The 17,400-nt window shown below is 73.1% G+C and carries 17 protein-coding genes; 10 read left to right on the top strand and 7 right to left on the bottom strand.

Annotation, left to right across the window (positions count from 1 at the left end; translation table 11 throughout):
- Positions 1 to 106 precede the first annotated feature (106 nt).
- Positions 107 to 532 (bottom strand): transcriptional repressor, encoded by a 426-nt coding sequence (locus tag ABZ716_RS04555; protein WP_358811718.1) that lies wholly within the window; start codon positions 530 to 532, stop codon positions 107 to 109.
- A 155-nt stretch (positions 533 to 687) separates the two neighbouring features.
- On the opposite strand from ABZ716_RS04555, the gene katG reads away from it, so the two are divergent.
- Positions 688 to 2,919: a catalase/peroxidase HPI gene (gene katG, locus ABZ716_RS04550; protein ID WP_358956449.1), complete on the top strand. Its 2,232-nt coding sequence runs from the start codon at positions 688 to 690 to the stop codon at positions 2,917 to 2,919.
- Positions 2,920 to 3,027: 108 nt separating this feature from the next.
- Here the strand turns inward: katG and ABZ716_RS04545 are convergent, their stop codons facing one another.
- Both ABZ716_RS04545 and ABZ716_RS04540 read right to left on the bottom strand, forming a co-directional pair.
- Positions 3,028 to 3,309 carry a metal-sensitive transcriptional regulator gene (locus ABZ716_RS04545; protein WP_351883656.1) on the bottom strand — a complete coding sequence of 94 codons (282 nt, stop codon included), beginning with the start codon at positions 3,307 to 3,309 and terminating at the stop codon, positions 3,028 to 3,030.
- A gap of 87 nt (positions 3,310 to 3,396) precedes the next feature.
- Positions 3,397 to 4,365, bottom strand: a complete 969-nt coding sequence (locus ABZ716_RS04540) for a hypothetical protein (protein ID WP_358956447.1) — start codon at positions 4,363 to 4,365, stop codon at positions 3,397 to 3,399.
- 186 nt (positions 4,366 to 4,551) lie between these two features.
- On the opposite strand from ABZ716_RS04540, the gene ABZ716_RS04535 reads away from it, so the two are divergent.
- The 8 genes from ABZ716_RS04535 (at position 4,552) to ABZ716_RS04500 (ending at position 12,121) form a co-directional block, all read left to right on the top strand.
- Positions 4,552 to 4,839: a cation transporter gene (locus ABZ716_RS04535; protein ID WP_355965889.1), complete on the top strand. Its 288-nt coding sequence runs from the start codon at positions 4,552 to 4,554 to the stop codon at positions 4,837 to 4,839.
- A gap of 94 nt (positions 4,840 to 4,933) precedes the next feature.
- A complete protein-coding gene (locus ABZ716_RS04530; protein ID WP_358811721.1) occupies positions 4,934 to 7,195 on the top strand; it encodes a heavy metal translocating P-type ATPase in 2,262 nt (753 codons plus the stop codon).
- A 161-nt stretch (positions 7,196 to 7,356) separates the two neighbouring features.
- Positions 7,357 to 7,752, top strand: a complete 396-nt coding sequence (locus ABZ716_RS04525) for a BlaI/MecI/CopY family transcriptional regulator (protein WP_358811722.1) — start codon at positions 7,357 to 7,359, stop codon at positions 7,750 to 7,752.
- Positions 7,749 to 8,657 carry a M56 family metallopeptidase gene (locus ABZ716_RS04520; protein WP_358811723.1) on the top strand — a complete coding sequence of 303 codons (909 nt, stop codon included), beginning with the start codon at positions 7,749 to 7,751 and terminating at the stop codon, positions 8,655 to 8,657. The genes ABZ716_RS04525 and ABZ716_RS04520 overlap by 4 nt, the downstream gene beginning before the upstream one ends.
- A gap of 130 nt (positions 8,658 to 8,787) precedes the next feature.
- A complete protein-coding gene (locus ABZ716_RS04515) occupies positions 8,788 to 9,267 on the top strand; it encodes a GNAT family N-acetyltransferase (RefSeq protein WP_358956445.1) in 480 nt (159 codons plus the stop codon).
- Positions 9,268 to 9,459: 192 nt separating this feature from the next.
- The gene (locus tag ABZ716_RS04510) at positions 9,460 to 10,365 is read left to right on the top strand and encodes a class I SAM-dependent methyltransferase (RefSeq protein WP_358956443.1); all 906 of its coding nucleotides are present in this window, start codon (positions 9,460 to 9,462) and stop codon (positions 10,363 to 10,365) included.
- 110 nt (positions 10,366 to 10,475) lie between these two features.
- The gene (locus ABZ716_RS04505) at positions 10,476 to 10,919 is read left to right on the top strand and encodes a transcriptional repressor (RefSeq protein WP_358956440.1); all 444 of its coding nucleotides are present in this window, start codon (positions 10,476 to 10,478) and stop codon (positions 10,917 to 10,919) included.
- Positions 10,920 to 11,068: 149 nt separating this feature from the next.
- On the top strand, positions 11,069 to 12,121 hold the full coding sequence (locus ABZ716_RS04500; RefSeq protein ID WP_351883639.1) for a LuxR C-terminal-related transcriptional regulator: 1,053 nt from the start codon (positions 11,069 to 11,071) through the stop codon (positions 12,119 to 12,121).
- A gap of 322 nt (positions 12,122 to 12,443) precedes the next feature.
- Here the strand turns inward: ABZ716_RS04500 and mshA are convergent, their stop codons facing one another.
- A complete protein-coding gene (gene mshA, locus ABZ716_RS04495; protein WP_358956436.1) occupies positions 12,444 to 13,784 on the bottom strand; it encodes a D-inositol-3-phosphate glycosyltransferase in 1,341 nt (446 codons plus the stop codon).
- Positions 13,785 to 13,927: 143 nt separating this feature from the next.
- A complete protein-coding gene (locus ABZ716_RS04490) occupies positions 13,928 to 15,502 on the bottom strand; it encodes a class I tRNA ligase family protein (protein WP_358811729.1) in 1,575 nt (524 codons plus the stop codon).
- Positions 15,503 to 15,813: 311 nt separating this feature from the next.
- Between ABZ716_RS04490 and ABZ716_RS04485 the strand changes: the two genes are divergently transcribed.
- On the top strand, positions 15,814 to 16,560 hold the full coding sequence (locus tag ABZ716_RS04485) for a PIG-L deacetylase family protein (RefSeq protein ID WP_351883633.1): 747 nt from the start codon (positions 15,814 to 15,816) through the stop codon (positions 16,558 to 16,560).
- Between the two features lie 42 nt (positions 16,561 to 16,602).
- Here ABZ716_RS04485 and ABZ716_RS04480 read toward each other — a convergent pair whose 3' ends face one another.
- Complete coding sequence (locus tag ABZ716_RS04480) at positions 16,603 to 17,292, bottom strand: maleylpyruvate isomerase family mycothiol-dependent enzyme (RefSeq protein WP_358956433.1); 690 nt, start codon at positions 17,290 to 17,292, stop codon at positions 16,603 to 16,605.
- 14 nt (positions 17,293 to 17,306) lie between these two features.
- Positions 17,307 to 17,400, bottom strand: a 94-nt coding sequence (locus ABZ716_RS04475) for an adenosylhomocysteinase (protein ID WP_351857368.1), incomplete at its 5' end; no start/stop codon positions are given.

The raw sequence follows: 17,400 nt of genomic DNA, 5'->3' as shown, positions 1-17,400 counted from the left end.
ACCCTGGGACACTCCCGTCCCGCCCCCGGCGCCCTGTGGATAATGCGGAGTGGCCGGAAAAGCCGAGTTCGACTGGCCGGAAAATACCGGAAAACGAACTCGACGGTCACTGGAGAACGGGTCGGGAACAGGCCGGACAAAGCCCCCGGTAGGTAACCTCGGCTTTGGACACGGTGAATCCCATTCGTTCCGTTTCCGGGAGGGCGGCCAGCAGGTCACCGGCCGGATGGACGTCGCGGATGGTGCCGCACGACGAGCAGACCAGGTGCTGGTGCGGCCGGCGCGCGTTCGGGTCGTAGCGCTTGGCCCGGCCGTCCGTGGAGACCTCCGCCACCTCGCCGAGGGCCACCAACTCCCCCAGGGCGTTGTAGACGGTGGCCCGGGAGATCTCCGGCAGCAGCCGGGCCGCGCGGGCGTGCACCTCGTCGGCGGTGAGGTGGACGTGGTCCCCGTCCAGCACCTCGGCGACGACGCGGCGCTGCGCGGTCATCCGCCAGCCGCGGCTACGAAGTCGTTCCAGCAGGTCGCTCATCTGGTCACCCATTCCTGGGGAAGCGTTCGTTTGGTGTGCGTCTTGACTTGGAATCCGTCCATCGTAGGATCTGATTTGCCGATAGCCAAGGGACAGGAAAACACTCCAGCGATTTCCGTGACCGCCAAAAGCCCGGTCCGGAAGTGAGGATCCCCATGCCTGAGAACAACGATGCAATCGTCACGGACGCCAAGGCGGAGGGCGCGGGCGGCTGTCCCGTCGCCCACGGCCGCGCCGCGCACCCGACCCAGGGCGGCGGCAACCGCCAGTGGTGGCCGGACTCGCTCAACCTGAAGATCCTCGCGAAGAACCCCGCCGTGGCGAACCCGCTGGGCGAGGACTTCGACTACGCCGCGGCGTTCAAGACCCTCGACCTCCCCGCGGTCAAGCAGGACATCGCGGAGGTCCTGACCACCTCGCAGGACTGGTGGCCCGCCGACTTCGGCCACTACGGCCCCTTCATGGTCCGCATGGCCTGGCACAGCGCGGGCACCTACCGGATCAGCGACGGCCGCGGCGGCGCCGGGGCCGGCCAGCAGCGCTTCGCGCCGCTCAACAGCTGGCCGGACAACGGCAACCTCGACAAGGCCCGCCGCCTGCTGTGGCCGGTGAAGAAGAAGTACGGCCGCAGCCTCTCCTGGGCCGACCTGATGATCCTGGCCGGCAACGTCGCCCTGGAGACGATGGGCTTCGAGACCTTCGGCTTCGGCGGCGGCCGCGCGGACGTCTGGGAGCCCGACGAGGACGTGTACTGGGGCCCGGAGACCACCTGGCTCGGCGACGAGCGCTACACCGGGGACCGCGAGCTGGAGAACCCGCTGGGCGCGGTCCAGATGGGCCTGATCTACGTGAACCCGGAGGGCCCCAACGGCACCCCGGACCCGATCGCCGCCGCCCGCGACATCCGCGAGACCTTCCACCGGATGGCGATGAACGACGAGGAGACCGTCGCCCTCATAGCCGGCGGCCACACCTTCGGCAAGACCCACGGCGCGGGCCCGGCAGAGAGCGTCGGCGAGGCCCCCGAGGGTGCCCCGATGTCGGCCCAGGGCCTCGGCTGGGCGAACTCCTACGGCACCGGCAAGGGCGGGGACGCCATCACCAGCGGTCTGGAGGGCATCTGGACCAATACCCCGACCACCTGGGACAACAGCTTCTTCGACATCCTCTTCGGCTACGAGTGGGAGCTCTTCAAGAGCCCTGCCGGCGCCCACCAGTGGCGGCCGAAGGACGGCGCCGGCGCGGGCACCGTGCCGGACGCGCACGACCCGTCGAAGACCCACGCCCCGACGATGCTGACGACGGACCTGTCGCTGCGCTTCGACCCGGCCTACGAGCAGATCTCGCGGCGCTTCCAGGCCGACCCCGCCGCCTTCGCGGACGCCTTCGCCCGCGCCTGGTACAAGCTGACCCACCGCGACATGGGCCCCGTCGTCCGCTACCTGGGCCCCGAGGTCCCGGCGGAGCAGCTGCTGTGGCAGGACCCGCTGCCGGCCCGGACCCACGAGCCCGTGGGCGCGGCCGAGGTGGCCGAGCTCAAGGCGCAGGTGCTCGCCTCCGGCCTGTCGGTGTCCGAGCTGGTGTCCGCCGCGTGGGCGGCCGCCTCCTCCTTCCGCGGCAGCGACAAGCGCGGCGGCGCCAACGGCGGCCGCATCCGCCTCCAGCCGCAGATCGGCTGGGAGGTCAACGAGCCCGACCGGCTGGCGAACGTGCTGCGGACGCTTGAGGGGATCCGGACGTCCTTCAACGAGGGCCGTACGGACGGCAAGCAGGTCTCGGTGGCCGACCTGGTGGTGCTCGCGGGCGGCGCCGCCGTCGAGAAGGCCGCGAAGGAGGCCGGTTTCGACATCGAGGTGCCCTTCAGCCCGGGCCGGGTGGACGCCTCGCAGGAGCAGACGGACGTGGAGTCCTTCGCGGCGCTGGAGCCGGCGGCCGACGGCTTCCGCAACTACCTCGGCAAGGGCAACCGGCTTCCGGCCGAGTACCTGCTGCTGGACAAGGCGAACCTGCTGACCCTGAGCGCTCCGGAGATGACGGTCCTCGTCGGCGGCCTGCGCGTGCTGGGCGCCAACCACGCGCAGTCCTCGCACGGCGTCTTCACCGACGCCCCCGGGACCCTGACGAACGACTTCTTCGTCAACCTCCTCGACCTGGGCACGACGTGGACGGCGGTCTCCCCGGACGAGACGGCCTTCGAGGGCCGTGACGCCTCGACGGGCGCGGTCAAGTGGACCGGCACCCGGGCCGACCTGGTCTTCGGTTCCAACTCGGAGCTGCGCGCGCTGGCGGAGGTCTACGCGAGCGACGACGCCAAGGAGAAGTTCGTGAAGGACTTCGTCGCGGCGTGGGCCAAGGTCATGGACCTGGACCGGTTCGACCTCGTCTGACCCGTCCGCACGCACCAGACGCACGAAGTCCGGGCCGGCTCCCCCACGGGGGGCCGGCCCGGACCGGTGTGTGCGGCGTACGGGTGCGCGGCGCCGGAGCGCGCCGCGTCAGGCGCGCACCAGGCGGGCGATGGCCCGCGACGCCTCCTCGACCTTGCCGCGGGCCTGGTCCCCGCCCTCGGCGATGGCGTCGGAGACGCAGGAGTGCAGATGGTCCTCCATCATGGTCAGCCCGAAGGACTGCAGGGCCTTGGTGGCGGCGCTGACCTGGGTGAGCACGTCGATGCAGTACGTCCCCTCCTCGACCATGCGCTGGAGGCCGCGCATCTGGCCTTCGATGCGGCGCAGCCGCTTGAGGAGGTCGTCCTTGTGGGAGGTGTAACCGGGCACGGCGATCGCTTCCCTTCATCGGGCCTTCTGTACCCCTGGGGGGTATGTCGACAACGAGGACGGGCCGCGGGATGTTCCGCAGGGCGGTCAGTGGGAGTGACCGCCCGGCTCCTCCCCGGCCGGCTGTGCGGGCTGCGGGGCGGCCGCGGCGGCCCCCTGGTCGCCGCCCGCCCGGACGGTGAAGGCCGCGGTGCGGACCGTGCCCTGGTGCTGGAAGTCCAGGAAGAGCCGGTAGGTGCCGGCACTGGGGGCGGTGGCCGTAAAGGAGACGTCCGGACCGGGGCCGCCCTCGTTGGGGTGGACGTGCAGGTAGGCGAGGTCTCCGTCGCGCAGGGCGACGAGGTGTCCGTACGCCCCGAGGTAGGGCTCCAGGTCGGTGACGGGCCGGCCGTCCTTGCTGACGGTGAGCTTGAGCTCGCCAGGCTTGCCGGGGTCGAGGGTCCCGCCGAGGGCGACCTGGTAGCCGTCGACCTCGGCCGTGCCCGCCACCGGCGGCATCGGGTTCGGCGCGTACGCCCCGGGGACGGTGAGGTCGGCGCCCAGGGTGACGTTCTTCGCCCCCTCGGCCGACGGGGCGAAGTCGGCGAACACCTTGTAGGCGCCCGCGGCGGGCAGGTCCACCGGGGTGGACCAGGTGCCGTCCTGCGCGCGCACCGGGTGCAGGTGGCGGTAGACCGTCAAATCGCGTGAGGCGACGATGAAGTGCAGTTCCTTGCCGTGCTCGGTCTTGTATCCGGTCACCTTGCGCCCGGCGGTGTCCTTCACCGAGAACCTGAGTTCGCCCCGGCCGGGGGCCAGCTGCGGGGTGTCCAGGCTCAGGGTGTAGCCGCCGTCGGAGACCTGGAGGCCGCCGGCCGCCGGAGCCTGGGCCGCCGCCTGGTCGTGGCCGCCGTGTCCGCCCTGCGCGCCCGGGGCCTTCGCCTGCGTCGCGTGGCCCGCGTGCTCCGTCTTCGCCGGCGCGCCCACGGGGCCGACTCCCACCCCGACCCCGTAGGCGGCGCCGAAGGCCGCCGCGAGTGCGGCGGCGAAGGCGGTGATCTTCACTCCGGTGTTCATGCCTGGTCTCCCGTACGACGTAGGTGCCGCGTACAGCGGTTCAATGGATCTCCACCATACCCCCAGGGGGTATCAAGTCAAGCGGGAGAAACTCTTGCGTGCGGATACCTCCCGGGGGTATATCTGGACTCAGCGCAGATACCCCCCAAGGGTATCGGCACCACCTGCACGATCAAGGAGAAGCCCATGTCTTCCTGCTGTTCCCCCGATGGCGCCTGCGCCTCCAACGGTGAGACCACGACCACCGTCGCCGTCGTCGACAGCACCGCCACCGTCTACCGCGTATCCGGCATGAGCTGCGGACACTGCCGGACCGCCATCACCGGGTCCGTCGGCGCGCTCGCCGGGGTCCTCTCGGTGGACGTGGACGTGGACGGCGGCACGGTCACCGTGACCACGGCCGGCGAGCCGGACGACGCCGCGATCGCCGCGGCGGTGGACGACGCCGGCTACGAGCTGACCGGCCGGGCCTGACCCCCGGCCCGGCCCCGACCCACCCGGACACCGGGGCCCGGTCCGTCCACCGGGCCCCGGCACCGACCCCGCGCTCGAACGAGGAGCAGCACTCATGACCACCATCACTCCCGGCGCCGCCCAGGTCGAGCTCGCCATCGGCGGCATGACCTGCGCCTCGTGCGCGGCACGCATCGAGAAGAAGCTCAACCGCATGGACGGTGTCGAGGCGACCGTCAACTACGCCACCGAGAAGGCGAAGGTCACCTTCGACGCCGACATCTCCGTGGCAGACCTGATCGCCACCGTCGAGGCCACCGGCTACACCGCCCACGAGCCCGCGCCGCCCCGCTCCTCCGCCCCCTCCGGCGCCGGGCAGGAGCCGCAGGAGGCGGCCGACGAGCTGGCCCCGCTGCGCCAGCGCCTGACCACGGCCGTGGTGCTGTCGGTGCCGGTCATCGCGATGGCGATGGTCCCGGCGCTCCAGATCGACTTCTGGCAGTGGCTCTCGCTGACCCTCGCCGCGCCCGTGGTCACGTACGCCGCCTGGCCCTTCCACCGTGCGGCCTGGACCAACGCCAAGCACGGCGCGGCCACCATGGACACGCTGATCTCGGTGGGCACGATCGCGGCGTTCCTGTGGTCCCTGTGGGCGCTGTTCTTCGGCACGGCCGGCACCCCCGGGATGCGGCACGCCTTCGAGTTCACCATCGCCCGCTCGGACGGCGCGGGGAACATCTACCTGGAGGCGGCGGCCGGGGTCACCACCTTCATCCTGGCCGGCCGCTACTTCGAGGCGAAGTCCAAGCGCAAGGCCGGCGCCGCCCTCAAGGCGCTGCTGGAACTGGGCGCCAAGGAGGTCACCGTGCTGCGCGGCGGCCAGGAGGTGACCGTTCCCACGGCCGAACTCCAGGTCGGGGACCGCTTCCTGGTCCGTCCGGGCGAGAAGATCGCCACCGACGGCACGGTCGTCGAGGGCTCCTCCGCCGTGGACGCCTCGATGCTCACCGGCGAGTCCGTGCCCGTGGAGGTCTCCGTCGGCGACTCCGTCACCGGCGCCACCCTCAACGCCGGCGGCCGCCTGGTGGTCGAGGCCACCCGGGTCGGCTCCGACACCCAGCTGGCCCGTATGGCCCGCCTGGTCGAGGACGCGCAGAACGGCAAGGCCGCCGCCCAGCGGCTCGCCGACAAGATCTCCGCCGTGTTCGTGCCGGTCGTCATCGCGATCGCGCTGGCCACCCTCGGCTTCTGGCTCGGCACCGGCTCCGGCCTCTCCTCCGCCTTCACCGCGGCCGTCGCCGTACTGATCATCGCCTGCCCCTGCGCCCTGGGCCTGGCCACCCCGACCGCCCTCCTGGTCGGCACCGGCCGCGGCGCCCAGCTCGGCATCCTGATCAAGGGCCCCGAGGTGCTGGAGTCCACCCGCAAGGTCGACACCATCGTCCTGGACAAGACCGGCACCGTCACCACCGGCCAGATGACCCTGCTGCACGTGCACACCGCCGAAGGCACGGACGAGGCGCAGGTGCTGCGCCTGGCCGGAGCCCTGGAGCACGCCTCCGAGCACCCCATCGCCCAGGCCGTCGCCGCCGGCGCCACCGCCCGGGTCGGGGCGCTGCCCGCCCCCGAGGACTTCGCCAACATCCCCGGGCTCGGCGTCCAGGGCGTCGTGGAGGGCCATGCCGTCCTCGTCGGCCGCGGCAAGCTGCTCGCCGAGTGGGCGATGGAGCTGCCCCCGCACCTGGAGCGCGCCAAGTCCGACGCCGAGTCGGCCGGCCGTACCGCGATCGCGGTGGCCTGGGACGGCGAGGCCCGCGCGGTGCTGGAGGTCGCGGACGCCGTCAAGGACACCAGCGCCGAGGCGATCCGCCGGCTGCGCGCCCTGGGCCTGACCCCGATCCTGCTCACCGGCGACAACAAGGCCGTGGCCGAGACGGTGGCCCGCGAGGTGGGCATCGAGGAGGTCATCGCCGAGGTCATGCCGCAGGACAAGGTGGACGTGGTCAAGCGCCTGCAGGCCGAGGGCCGCAGCGTGGCGATGGTCGGCGACGGGGTCAACGACGCGGCCGCCCTCGCCCAGGCCGACCTGGGCCTGGCCATGGGCACCGGCACCGACGCCGCCATCGAGGCGGGCGACCTGACCCTCGTACGCGGCGACCTGCGGTCGGCGGCCGACGCCATCCGGCTCGCCCGCAAGACCCTCGGCACGATCCGCTCGAACCTGTTCTGGGCCTTCGCCTACAACGTGGCCGCCCTGCCGCTCGCCGCGGCCGGACTGCTCAACCCGATGATCGCCGGAGCGGCCATGGCCTTCTCCTCGGTCTTCGTCGTCGGCAACAGCCTGCGCCTGCGCGGCTTCCGGGCCGCCACCGACTGAGCCCCCGGCCGGACCCCGGCCCGCGAGCCCCTCCGCACGAGGACCGTGCGGAGGGGCTCGCGGCGTTCCCTCCCCAGGCCGGCCGCTACCGGGAGGGGGTATGCCCCCGGCGGAAGCGCGGGCCGTACGATGAGCCGCTGCCGAGGGGGAGGGCGACGAACATGCGCGTACGCCGGCTGGGAGAGCTGGAAGCCGAGATCATGGACCGGGTGTGGCAGTGGGAACGGCCCGCCTCCGTCCGGGAGATCGTCGACGACATCAACCGGCGCCGCCCGGTCGCCTACACCACCGTCATGACCGTGGCCGACATCCTGTACCGCAAGGGCTGGCTGAGCCGGGAGAAGTCCGGCCGGGCCTGGATGTACCAGGCGGTGCGCAGCCGCGAGGAGTACACCGCGGCGCTGATGCAGGACGCGCTCGGCGACAGCCAGGACCGCCGGGCCACGCTGCTGCGGTTCGTGGAGCGCATGTCCCACGAGGACGTGGAGGCGCTGGACGAGGCCCTGCGCGCCGCGCGCCCGGACCGCCCGACCGGTGCGGGGGGTGAGGCGCTGTGAACCACCACGTCCTGCCGCCGCTGGGACTGGCCCTGGCGACCGGGCTGTTACTGCCGTGGATGCTGGTCCGCGCCGTGTGGGCGCAGCAGGCGCCCCGGCTGGGCCTGGCCGTGTGGATCCTGTGCGGCTCCCTCTTCGCGGTGTCGACGGCGATGCTGCCGGCGCAGCTGGTGCTGCCCGCGCACACCAGCCACCGGCTGATCGACATGGCCCTGACCCTGGAGCCGCCCTCCACCCGTCGGCTCCTCGACGCCACGCCCCGGGAGGCCCTCGCGGCGCTGGCGGCGCTCGCGGTGCTGGCGGTGCCCGGGACCGGATTCGTACGGGAGCTGCTACGGGCCCGCCGGGCCCGCAGGCGCCACGCCGAACTGCTGCGCCTGGTGGGCCGGTACGACGAACGGCTGGGGGTGACCGTACTGCGGGACCCGCGCCCGGCGGTGTACTGCCTGCCGGGGCGTTCGCGCCGGGTGGTGGTCTCGACCGGGGCCCTGGACGTGCTGGGCGAGCGGGAGCTGGCCGCCGCGCTGGCGCACGAGCGGGCCCACATCGGCGGGCGCCACCATCTGCTGGTGGCGGCGGCGGGGGCGTACGCGTCGGTGTTCCGCCGGCTTCCGCTGGCCCGGATCGGCGGGCGGACGGTGCCGCTGCTGCTGGAGATGGCCGCCGACGACCGGGCGCTGCGACGCTGTTCGAGCGATGCGCTGGCCGCGGCGCTCTACGCGCTGGCCACCGGGCACGCGCCGCACAAGGCGTTCGCGGCGGGCGGTCCGTCGGCGGCGGTGCGGATGCGCCGCATCCTCGGGCCGCGCCGGACGGGGCGTCCGGTGCTGCGCGGTCTGTGCGCGGTAGCGGTGGCAGCGGCGGCCATCCTTCCCCTGGTCGCCCTGTGTTGTTGGACCAGTTGAAAGGCTGATCGTGCAACCGGGCTATTTACTAAGCCAATTCGTAGATTTCCCCCCGACCCCGGCCACTCGAATTGGCCGCTATTGTGGGCGCGTGCGGTCAGGGACCGGTACGGCGAGAGGTGGGGGATACATGCTGCTGGCTGACGTGCGGACGGCAGCTCCGGGTGACGCGGCGGCGATTTCCCGGCTCCTCGCCGAGGCCCTGCGCGAGGACTACGCCGGCCTCCTCGGGGAAATGCGCGTGAGCCGGCTGGTGGCGGACCATTGCTCGCTTCCCCGCATTCGAGCGGAAATTGGAATTCCCGGCGGAGCGCCCGCCTGGCTCGGCTGGCTCGTCGCCGCCGACGCGGACGGGACCGTCGTCGGAGCCGTCTCGGGCGGGGTCCCGCTTCCCGCCGAGGGCGAGGTCTACGCCCTGTGCACCGCCCCGGACCGCCGGCGGCGGGGCGTCGGCACGGCCCTCCTGGCGGCCGCCGGCGAGCGGATGCGGGCGCAGGGGGCGGCGTCCCAGCGGATCACGCTGCCCGCCGAAGGGGCCCCGGCGCTGCCGTTCTTCACCCACCACGGGTTCACCGCGCTCAGCCCGGTGCGGCTGGGCCGCTCCCTCTGACGCTCTGACGCCGCCCCCCTCCTCCTCCTTGACGCAAGCCGTGGCAGATCCACGCCATCGCGTGTTCACGCAGCCCCCGGCGCTGGCTTCGGCCGAGGCCCGCGGGACAGGATGGGAGCCAGCGGCGCGGTCCCCCGGCGGCACGGGTGCCACGCCCCGGACGGCTGGACCGAGCGAGCCCCTGGAGGAGCGATGCACACACCGAGCGGCACTTCCCTGCCCGTCATGCCGGTCGTGCCCGCCGCGTTCGCACCGGTCCCGCCGTCCGCACCGGCGGGTGCCCGTCTCCCCGTCTTCGAGGGGACGGCCGTGGTGCCCCCGGCGGACTACCTGCCCGGCCTGGAGTCGGCCGCTCCGGCCGACGAGGACGCCGGCTGGCTGCACGACGCGCTGCTGGGCCCGTACAGCGCGGACATCGTCGGCTATCTGAGCCTCGCCCGGCGCTGCGGCGGTCCGGTCCTGGACCTGGGGTGCGGCGCGGGGCGGCTGGCGGTGCCGTTCGCCCGGCAGGGGTTCCGGGTGGAGGCGGTGGACCGGGACGCGGCGAGCCTGGAGCGGCTGCGGGCCTGGGGCCGGCGGATCGGGCCGCAGGTCTCGCGGCTGCTGGTCACCACCCGGGCCGATCTGGCGGAGCTGCGGCTGCGGGGGAGGTACCGGCTGGTCCTGCTGGCCGGGACGATGATCGCGGCCGTACCGCCGCACGCCCGCCCCGGTCTGCTGCGGGAGATCGCCGCGCGTCTGGAGCCGGGCGGGGCGCTGGCCTTCGACTACACCGCCCACGGACCGCGCGGGCTCTCCGAGGAGCCCGACCGCACCTGGGCGTTCCAGGTGCCCCGCTTCGACGGGGTCGAGGAGTGGACGGTGGCCCGGCAGGTCTTCGGCCTGGACGCGATGAGCGAGCGGATCACGTACCACTCGGTGCGCACGGGCAAGGTGCGGACGGAGCGGGTGGCCCGGACCACCGACAAGTGGATCGTCGACCCGGAGTGCCTGGCCGCCGAGCTGGACGCGGCGGGGCTGCGGGTGGAACGGCGACGTGCGCACCGGCTGGATGAGCGGACGGAGAGCGTCCTGCTGGTGTGCCGGTCGGCGGCCTGACGCGCCGCCGGACCCGTCCGCATCCTCCCCCGCTCTCCCGCTTGAGAGGGACTCGCAAGAGGTACGATGTTCCCAAAGGTTTGAGTGGACCAGATGGCGGTGGTGGCGCAGTGAGGACTGTCGTGGAGGAGCCGGCCGGCCGCGAGGCGGTGATCCAGCGCCTCCGCGATGTCGGGCTGCGGGTGACGGGGCCCCGCCTGGAGGTGCTCCAGGTCCTGGCGGCGGGCGGCCACATGGACGTCGAATCCATCACGGCGGCCGCCCGCGAGCGGCTCGGCACCCTCACCAGTCAGGCCGTCTACGAGATGCTGCGGCACTTCCTGGAGACCGGCCTGGCCGCGAAGTTCGACCGCCCGGGTCTGCCCGCCGTGTTCGAGATCGCCGGCCCTCCCCACCAGCACGCGCTGTGCCTGCGCTGCGGGCGGGTGGAGAACGTCGAGGCCGAGGTTCCGGAGCCGGCCGGTGACGCGCTGAGCGCCTGGCGGATGGACGGGGGTGCGGAGGTCGTCTTCAAGGGACTGTGCCCCGACTGCCGCGACACGACCGGGGACTGACCCCGTATCTCCTCGGCGCCGGGTGAAGGCGCGCACCTCAGAGGTCCCTTGTGACCCCCGTCACATCCGAAACAGGGGGGCGTCGGCTCTCGCGTTGGCATGTGCCAAAGTGTGACTGTCGATTCGTAAGACGAGGGGGTCGCTGCGCGATGGCAACGGGCGATAGCAGGGACGGCATCCAGTCGGCCGACAAGGTGCTGGCCCTCTATCAGGAGCTGCGCCTGCGCGGGGTGTCCAACCTCAACGACGCCTTCGAGGAGCTCGCGCTGCCGCCGGAGGAGCGCGAGAGGTGGCGCGCCGAGCTGATCGAGCTCGGACTCATCGTGCCCACCGGCACCACGCACGCCACCCGCGCCGACCTCCAGTCCGGCGCCTGGCAGCCGGGCCCGGACGCGGTCGCGGCCGTGGACCCGGAGATCGCCCTGCTGCGGATGCTCCAGCGGGAACGGGAGCGGCTGCGCGAGCACCTCGACGAGTCGGACCGCGCCTACAGCGCCCTGGAGACGCTGGTCGGAAGGTTCCTGCGGCCCGGGTCGCTGGGCGGTTCCGAGGTCGAGGTGGAGATCCTCGACGACTACGGGCGGATCCAGCAGGTGCTGGAGGACATCACGGATGTCATCCAGCACGATCTGACGTCCATGCACGTGACCGCCCTGGTGCGGGAGGTGGCGGAACGGGTGCTGAGCCGGGACCGCCGGCAGATCGACAACGGCGTGCGGATCCGCGCCATTTACCACCAGCGGATCACCACCTCTCCGGAGGCGGTGGAAATGCTCCGGCGCCGGATCGAGGCCGGGGTGGAAATCCGCCTCTCCCCCGCCGTACCGATGAACATGATCATCGCGGACCAGCAGTTCGCCGTGCTGCCCGTCCACCCCGACGACCGCTCCGCCGGCGCCATCCTGGCCCGCGGCCCGGCCCTCGTCCGCTCGTATCTGGCGCTGTACGAGCACTGCTGGCACGCAGCCACCCCGTACGGCGACGACGTCGCGCCGGAGGTCGGCGGCGACGGACTGTCGGAACAGCAGCGGGCCGCCCTGAAAATGCTGGCTTCGGGAATGAAGGACGAAAAGGTCGCCCGGACCCTCGGGGTTTCCCTGCGGACGGTGAGCCGCATGCTGTCCGAGCTGATGCAGGAAATGGGGGCGTCCAGCCGTTTCGAGGCGGGAGTGCGCGCCCAGCGGCTCGGCTGGCTGGACTAGGCGCGGGAATAAGAAAACCCCGCGACCGCCCGGAAGGGCGGTCGCGGGGTGGTGTCCGCCCGCTTGACCGGCGGTTCAGTCCCAGCCGTTGCCGTTGGTACGGACCGCACAGAGAGGACGGACGGGGGCAGTGTGCGCTGCGGACATGATTCCTCCAGGAATTACCAAAGGTCGATTTCCGTCTCCGTGGATCCGTGCCGCCGGTATTCCTTCGAAGACTTCTCCATTGTCGTACGGATTCCCGGGGCGGGCCAGTTCCCTATAGCGCACCTGAGGCGGATCTGAAGGAGTTCATGGAGACGTTACACTCGCGCACCTTTGGTCAGCCCAAAAGAGCTGCTAGGGTGGAATTCCGGCCTTCTCGACCCTCCAGGGGAGAGGCGTCGGCGAGGCAGGAGCGTGCCGCCGCTCCTGCCTCACCCCTGTCCGCGCCCGGTCGCGCGCCTTCCTCCCGCAGCACGTCGCGGTAGACCTCCAGGGTCGCGGCCGCCGCGCTCCCCCAGCTCATGCTCCGGGCGTGCGCCACCGCCGCCCGGCCCATCACCGCCGCCTCCGCCGGGTGTCCGGCGAACCAGAGCAGCCGACGCGCGTACCGCTCCGGGTCGTTGCCGCGCACCAGAAACCCCGTCAGCCCATCCCGTACCGCGGTCGGCAGCCCGCCGACCGCCGAGGCCAGGACCGGGGTCCCGCACGCCTGGGCCTCCAGCGCGACCAGCCCGAAGGACTCGCTGCGCGAGGGCACCAGCAGCACGTCCGCCGCCCGGTACCACAGCGCCAGCTCCTCCTGCCGCACGGGCGGGTGGTGGCGCAGCACGTCCGAGACACCCAGCGCGCGGGCCAGTTCCCATGCCTCGCCACGCGGCCCGGCGCCGGAGTCGCCGCCCACCACCGGCACGAGGGTCCGCTGCCGCAGGTGCGGGGCCAGCTCCAGGAGTCCGGCGATCGCGCGGACCATCACGTCCGGGCCCTTGAGGGGCTGGATGCGGCCCGCGTACAGCGGGATGAACGCGTCGGCCGGCAGTCCCAGGCGGGCCCGCGCGTCCGCCCGGCCCCGGCCGGGGCCGAAGGTGCCCAGGTCCACTCCCGGACGGACGATCTGCGTCCGGCGCTCGTCCGCCCCGTACAGCTCGCGCAACGCCCGGGCTTCGTCCCCGGTGTTGGCGATCAGCCGGTCGGCGGAGCCGACGACCTGGTGCTCGCCGCGGATCCGCAGCTCCGGTTCCGGGCTGTCACCCTCGGCGAGGGCCGCGTTCTTGACCCGGGCCAGGGTGTGGGCGGTGTGCACGAAGGGGATCCGCCAGCCGGCGGCCGCGATGCGGCCGGCCTGGCCGGAGAGCCAGTAGTGCGAGTGGACGAGGTCGTAGCGCCGCTCCTCCTTGAGCAGCGCCAGCGAGAACGGCACCACCAGGGCGGGCATGTCCTCCTTGGGCAACGGCGCGCGCGGGCCGGCCTCCAGGTGGCGCACCCGGACCCCGGGGCCGAGGCTGGCCGGGTCCGGGTGCTCCTCGCCCCGGCAGCGGGTGAACAGGTCCACCTCGACGCCCAGTTCGGCGAGGGCGCGGGAGAGCTGGACCATGTAGACGTTCATGCCGCCCGCGTCCCCGGTGCCGGGCTGGTGCAGTGGTGAGGTGTGGACGCTGAGCATGGCGACGCGCAGGGACACGTGGAACTCCAACGGGGAGAGGCCGCGCGCCCCGCCGCGCCGGGTGACCGGCGCGCGGTCACGCGGCGAAGGAGGGTGGTCGTCTCACGGTGGTGCGGGAGGCGGGCCGCCGTGTGGGGGTCGGCGGCACGGCCGGGGGCCGGTCAGAAGCCGAAGACCGGGCCGGAGGTCGGGGCCAGCCGGGTGCCCGGGGCCGGCGGGACGAGGACCGCCGCCGACACCGGCCCGCCCGGCTCCGCCTGGAGGGCGGCGGCCAGCCGGTCCGCGCCCTCCGGCATCACCGGCCGCGCCCACGCGCCGAGGGCCCGGGCCACGGCCAGCTGAGCGGCGAGGGCCGGCAGGTGGCGGCTGTCCGCCGTGGGGCGGTGCGCCTGGTGCGCGTTGACATGGCCGAAGTCGGCCACGGAGCGCACCATCTCGTCGAGCAGGGCGACGGCCCTGCGGGGGTCGAAGGACTCCGGCGCGTACGCCTCGCGCAGGTCCTCCACCCCGCGCAGCAGCCTCCGTTCGAGCACCTCCCAGCCCGCGCCGCCCGGCAGGGCCGCCGGGGCCAGCCCCGCGCTCTCCTCACGGACCGCCGCGAACAGCCGGGCCAGCCAGCTGTTCCAGCTGTCGTCGAGCTCCCGGCGGGCGGCGGCGAGCCGCTCGGGGCGGAACTCGGTGCGGCGGCCCAGCGGGCGGGCCTGGAGGACGTGCCGGCGCAGCGTGTCGGATCCGTACTCGGTGATCAGGTCCAGGGCCCACGCCTTCTGGCCGGAGCCCCAGACCAGGGCCTCGTCCTGGACGACGTACGCCTCGTTGACGCAGAAGTGCTGCGGCAGCTTGACGCCTTGGGCGAAGAGCAGGACGGGCAGCAGCACGGCGTGGCAGAAGGCGTGGCCGAAGCCGCAGAAGTGGATGGCCCGTTCGGGCAGGGCCTGGTCGCCGTAGCCGAACAGGTGCATCGCGGCGGCCTCGAAGCAGCCGTCGATCCGGTGCTCGGGGAAGCCCTCGACGGGGACGGGCAGCCCCCACTCGGCGGGGTGGGCCACCGCGATGTCGGGCAGCCCGTCCTCGACGAGGGACTCGCAGAGCGCGGCCAGGCGCGGGGGCAGGCCGGTGGTGGCCCAGTACTCGGCGAGGGCCTCCCGGTGCGGCTCCAGCGGGATGAACAGGCGGCGGCAGCGCCGGGGCACGGCCGCGGAGCCGCACTGGGCGCAGCGGGGCTCCAGCAGGTCGCCGCCGTCGTTGGGGCGGGCGCACTCGTGGCACATGCCGCCTTCGCTGGAGGCCGGGCAGTGCGGGCAGGTGCCGGTGACGTGGGCTCCGTGGAGCCAGCGCTCGCAGGACTCGCAGTACGGGGTGAGACGGGTCCGGGCGGCGATGACGCCGTCGGCGTGCAGGCGCCGGAAGAGGTCCGCGAGCCAGCGTCCGTAGCCCTTGTCCTGGCGGGGGCGCACGACGTGGTCGAACTCCACGCCCGAGCGCAGCCAGTCCGAGGTGATCGCGGCGCGGTAGCCCTCCGCGACCTCCTCCGGCTTGCGGCCCGCGCGCAGGGCGCGGGCGTGTACGGAGCTGTTGTGGTCGGCGGTGCCCGTGGTGAACAGGACGGGCTCGCCCTCGGCCCTGAGGTAGCGCGACAGGACGTCCGCCGCGACGTAGGGACCGGCGAGGTGGCCGACGTGCAGTTCGCCGTGGGTGGCCGGTGGGGTCGCGGTGATCCATACGGGGGTGCTCATGGGACCTCCTTGACGGTGTGGTGCGCGGTACGCAGCGGGGCTCGGACCGGGATGGGTCGGAGCGGCGGGCCGCTGCCCGGCCGCCGGGAGCCCGGGGTGCCGTACCAGCGTGACAGAGAAACGGACCGCACGGTCTGCTATGCGGGTGCGCGTTCACGCCGTTGCGTGGATACGCCAGGAGTTGCCGCTGTCCTCGCGCGGAGCCGCCCGCACCCCGTGGTGAGGTCCTCCCGTGGCGTAGAGGTGACATGTCGCGAGTACGCCAAAGGGGCCGCCTTGCGGGCCACGGCCGGGCCCAACAGGCTGATCTCATGGAACACTTCGCGACCCATCACATTGACCGCAGCGCACCGGAATCCCTGCTGGTCGTGGCCGCGCACCCGGACGACATCGAGTTCTGCGTCAGCGGGACGGTCATGCGGTGGATCGCGCAGGGCACGAAGCGCGTGACGTACTGCATCGTCACGGACGGCGGCGCCGGCGGCTACGACGACCGCCTCCCCCGCCAGGCCATGGGCGACCTCCGCCGGGCCGAGCAGGTCCATTCGGCCAAGCGCAGCGGCGTCGACGACGTCCGCTTCCTGGGCTACCCCGACAGTTACGTCGAGCCCAGCGTGGAGCTGCGCCGCGACCTGTGCCGGGTGATCCGGGAGGTCCGTCCGCAGCGGGCCGTCATCCCCAGCCCCGAGATCAACTGGTCCCGCATAGCCGACCTCCACCCCGACCACCGTGCGGTGGGCGACGCCGCCCTCCGGGCGGTCTACCCCGAGGCGCGCAACCCCTTCGCCCATCCGTCGCTGCTCAAGGAGGAGGGGCTGGAGCCGTGGATCGTGCCCGAGCTGTGGCTGATGACCGGCCCGACCCCGAACCAGTACGTCGACGTCACCCCGGTCTTCGACCAGAAGGTGGAGGCGCTGCGCATCCACACCTCGCAGACCGCCCACTTCGACGATCTGGCGGGGCTGCTGCGGCGGTGGCTGGGCGAGCACGCGCGGGCGGCGGGGCTGCCCGCCGGGCGGATGGCGGAGGCGTTCCAGGTCGTGCGGATCGACGGCTGAGGGCCGCCCGGGCCTGATCGGCCCGGGCGGTTCCCCGGGGGCTCACCGGTAGACGAGCAGTTCCGCTTCGGTCGCGCCCGCCAGTTCGTAGCGGGTGGCGACCAGGGGGCGGCCCGAGTAGATCCGGATCAGCGTCGCCGCGTCTCCGCTGAACCGGGCCGGGGGCCGGCCGTCCACCTCGTTGCCCAGTTCCAGCGCCCCGGTGTGACCGTCGATATCGGCGATCAGCCGGGGCGTTTCGCGTCGCCGGCTGGCGACGCTCAGCAGGGGCAGGGCGAGCGCCAGGCTGTCCCCCGCGTACGCGCCCGGCGCCCCGAGCGCCTCGCGGACGTCGCCCGCGTGGATCCACTCCCCCAGCGCCACCGTGTCCAGCGTGCCGTCACCGGCGGCGATGGCGGCTCCGGCTTCGGTGAACCCGCGCTCCAGCTCGTCGATGATCCGGCCCACCGGCCAGTCCGCGCGCTCGGCGACGTCGGCGGCGTTGGCCTCGGGGAGGAAGACCCCCTCCTCCAGCCGGCCCTCGACGATCCGTACGAGGGCGGCCCCGCAGTGCGCGAGGACGTCCCGGACGGTCCAGCCGGGGCAGGCGGTGCGCAGCCCGTACGCGGCAGGCGGTGTGCGGCGCAACAGCGGGATCAGCGCGTCGCGTTCGGTGCGCAGCAGCAGATCCGGCAGCCACGGGTCCCGCACACCGCCGGCGGCGTCCGCAGCGGTCTCCTTGATGGTGTCCACGGCGTCCCCGGGGATCAGTAGCGGTAGTGGTCGGGCTTGTACGGGCCCTCGACCTTGACGCCGATGTACGCGGCCTGCTCCGGGCGCAGGGTGGTGAGCTTGACGCCG

It is taken from the genome of Streptomyces sp. NPDC006687 (genome assembly GCF_040636215.1).
In the GTDB taxonomy this organism is placed as follows: Bacteria; Actinomycetota; Actinomycetes; order Streptomycetales; family Streptomycetaceae; genus Streptomyces.
The sequence above is the reverse complement of the archived record's forward strand: the minus strand, read 5'-3'. Positions and strand labels throughout refer to the sequence as shown.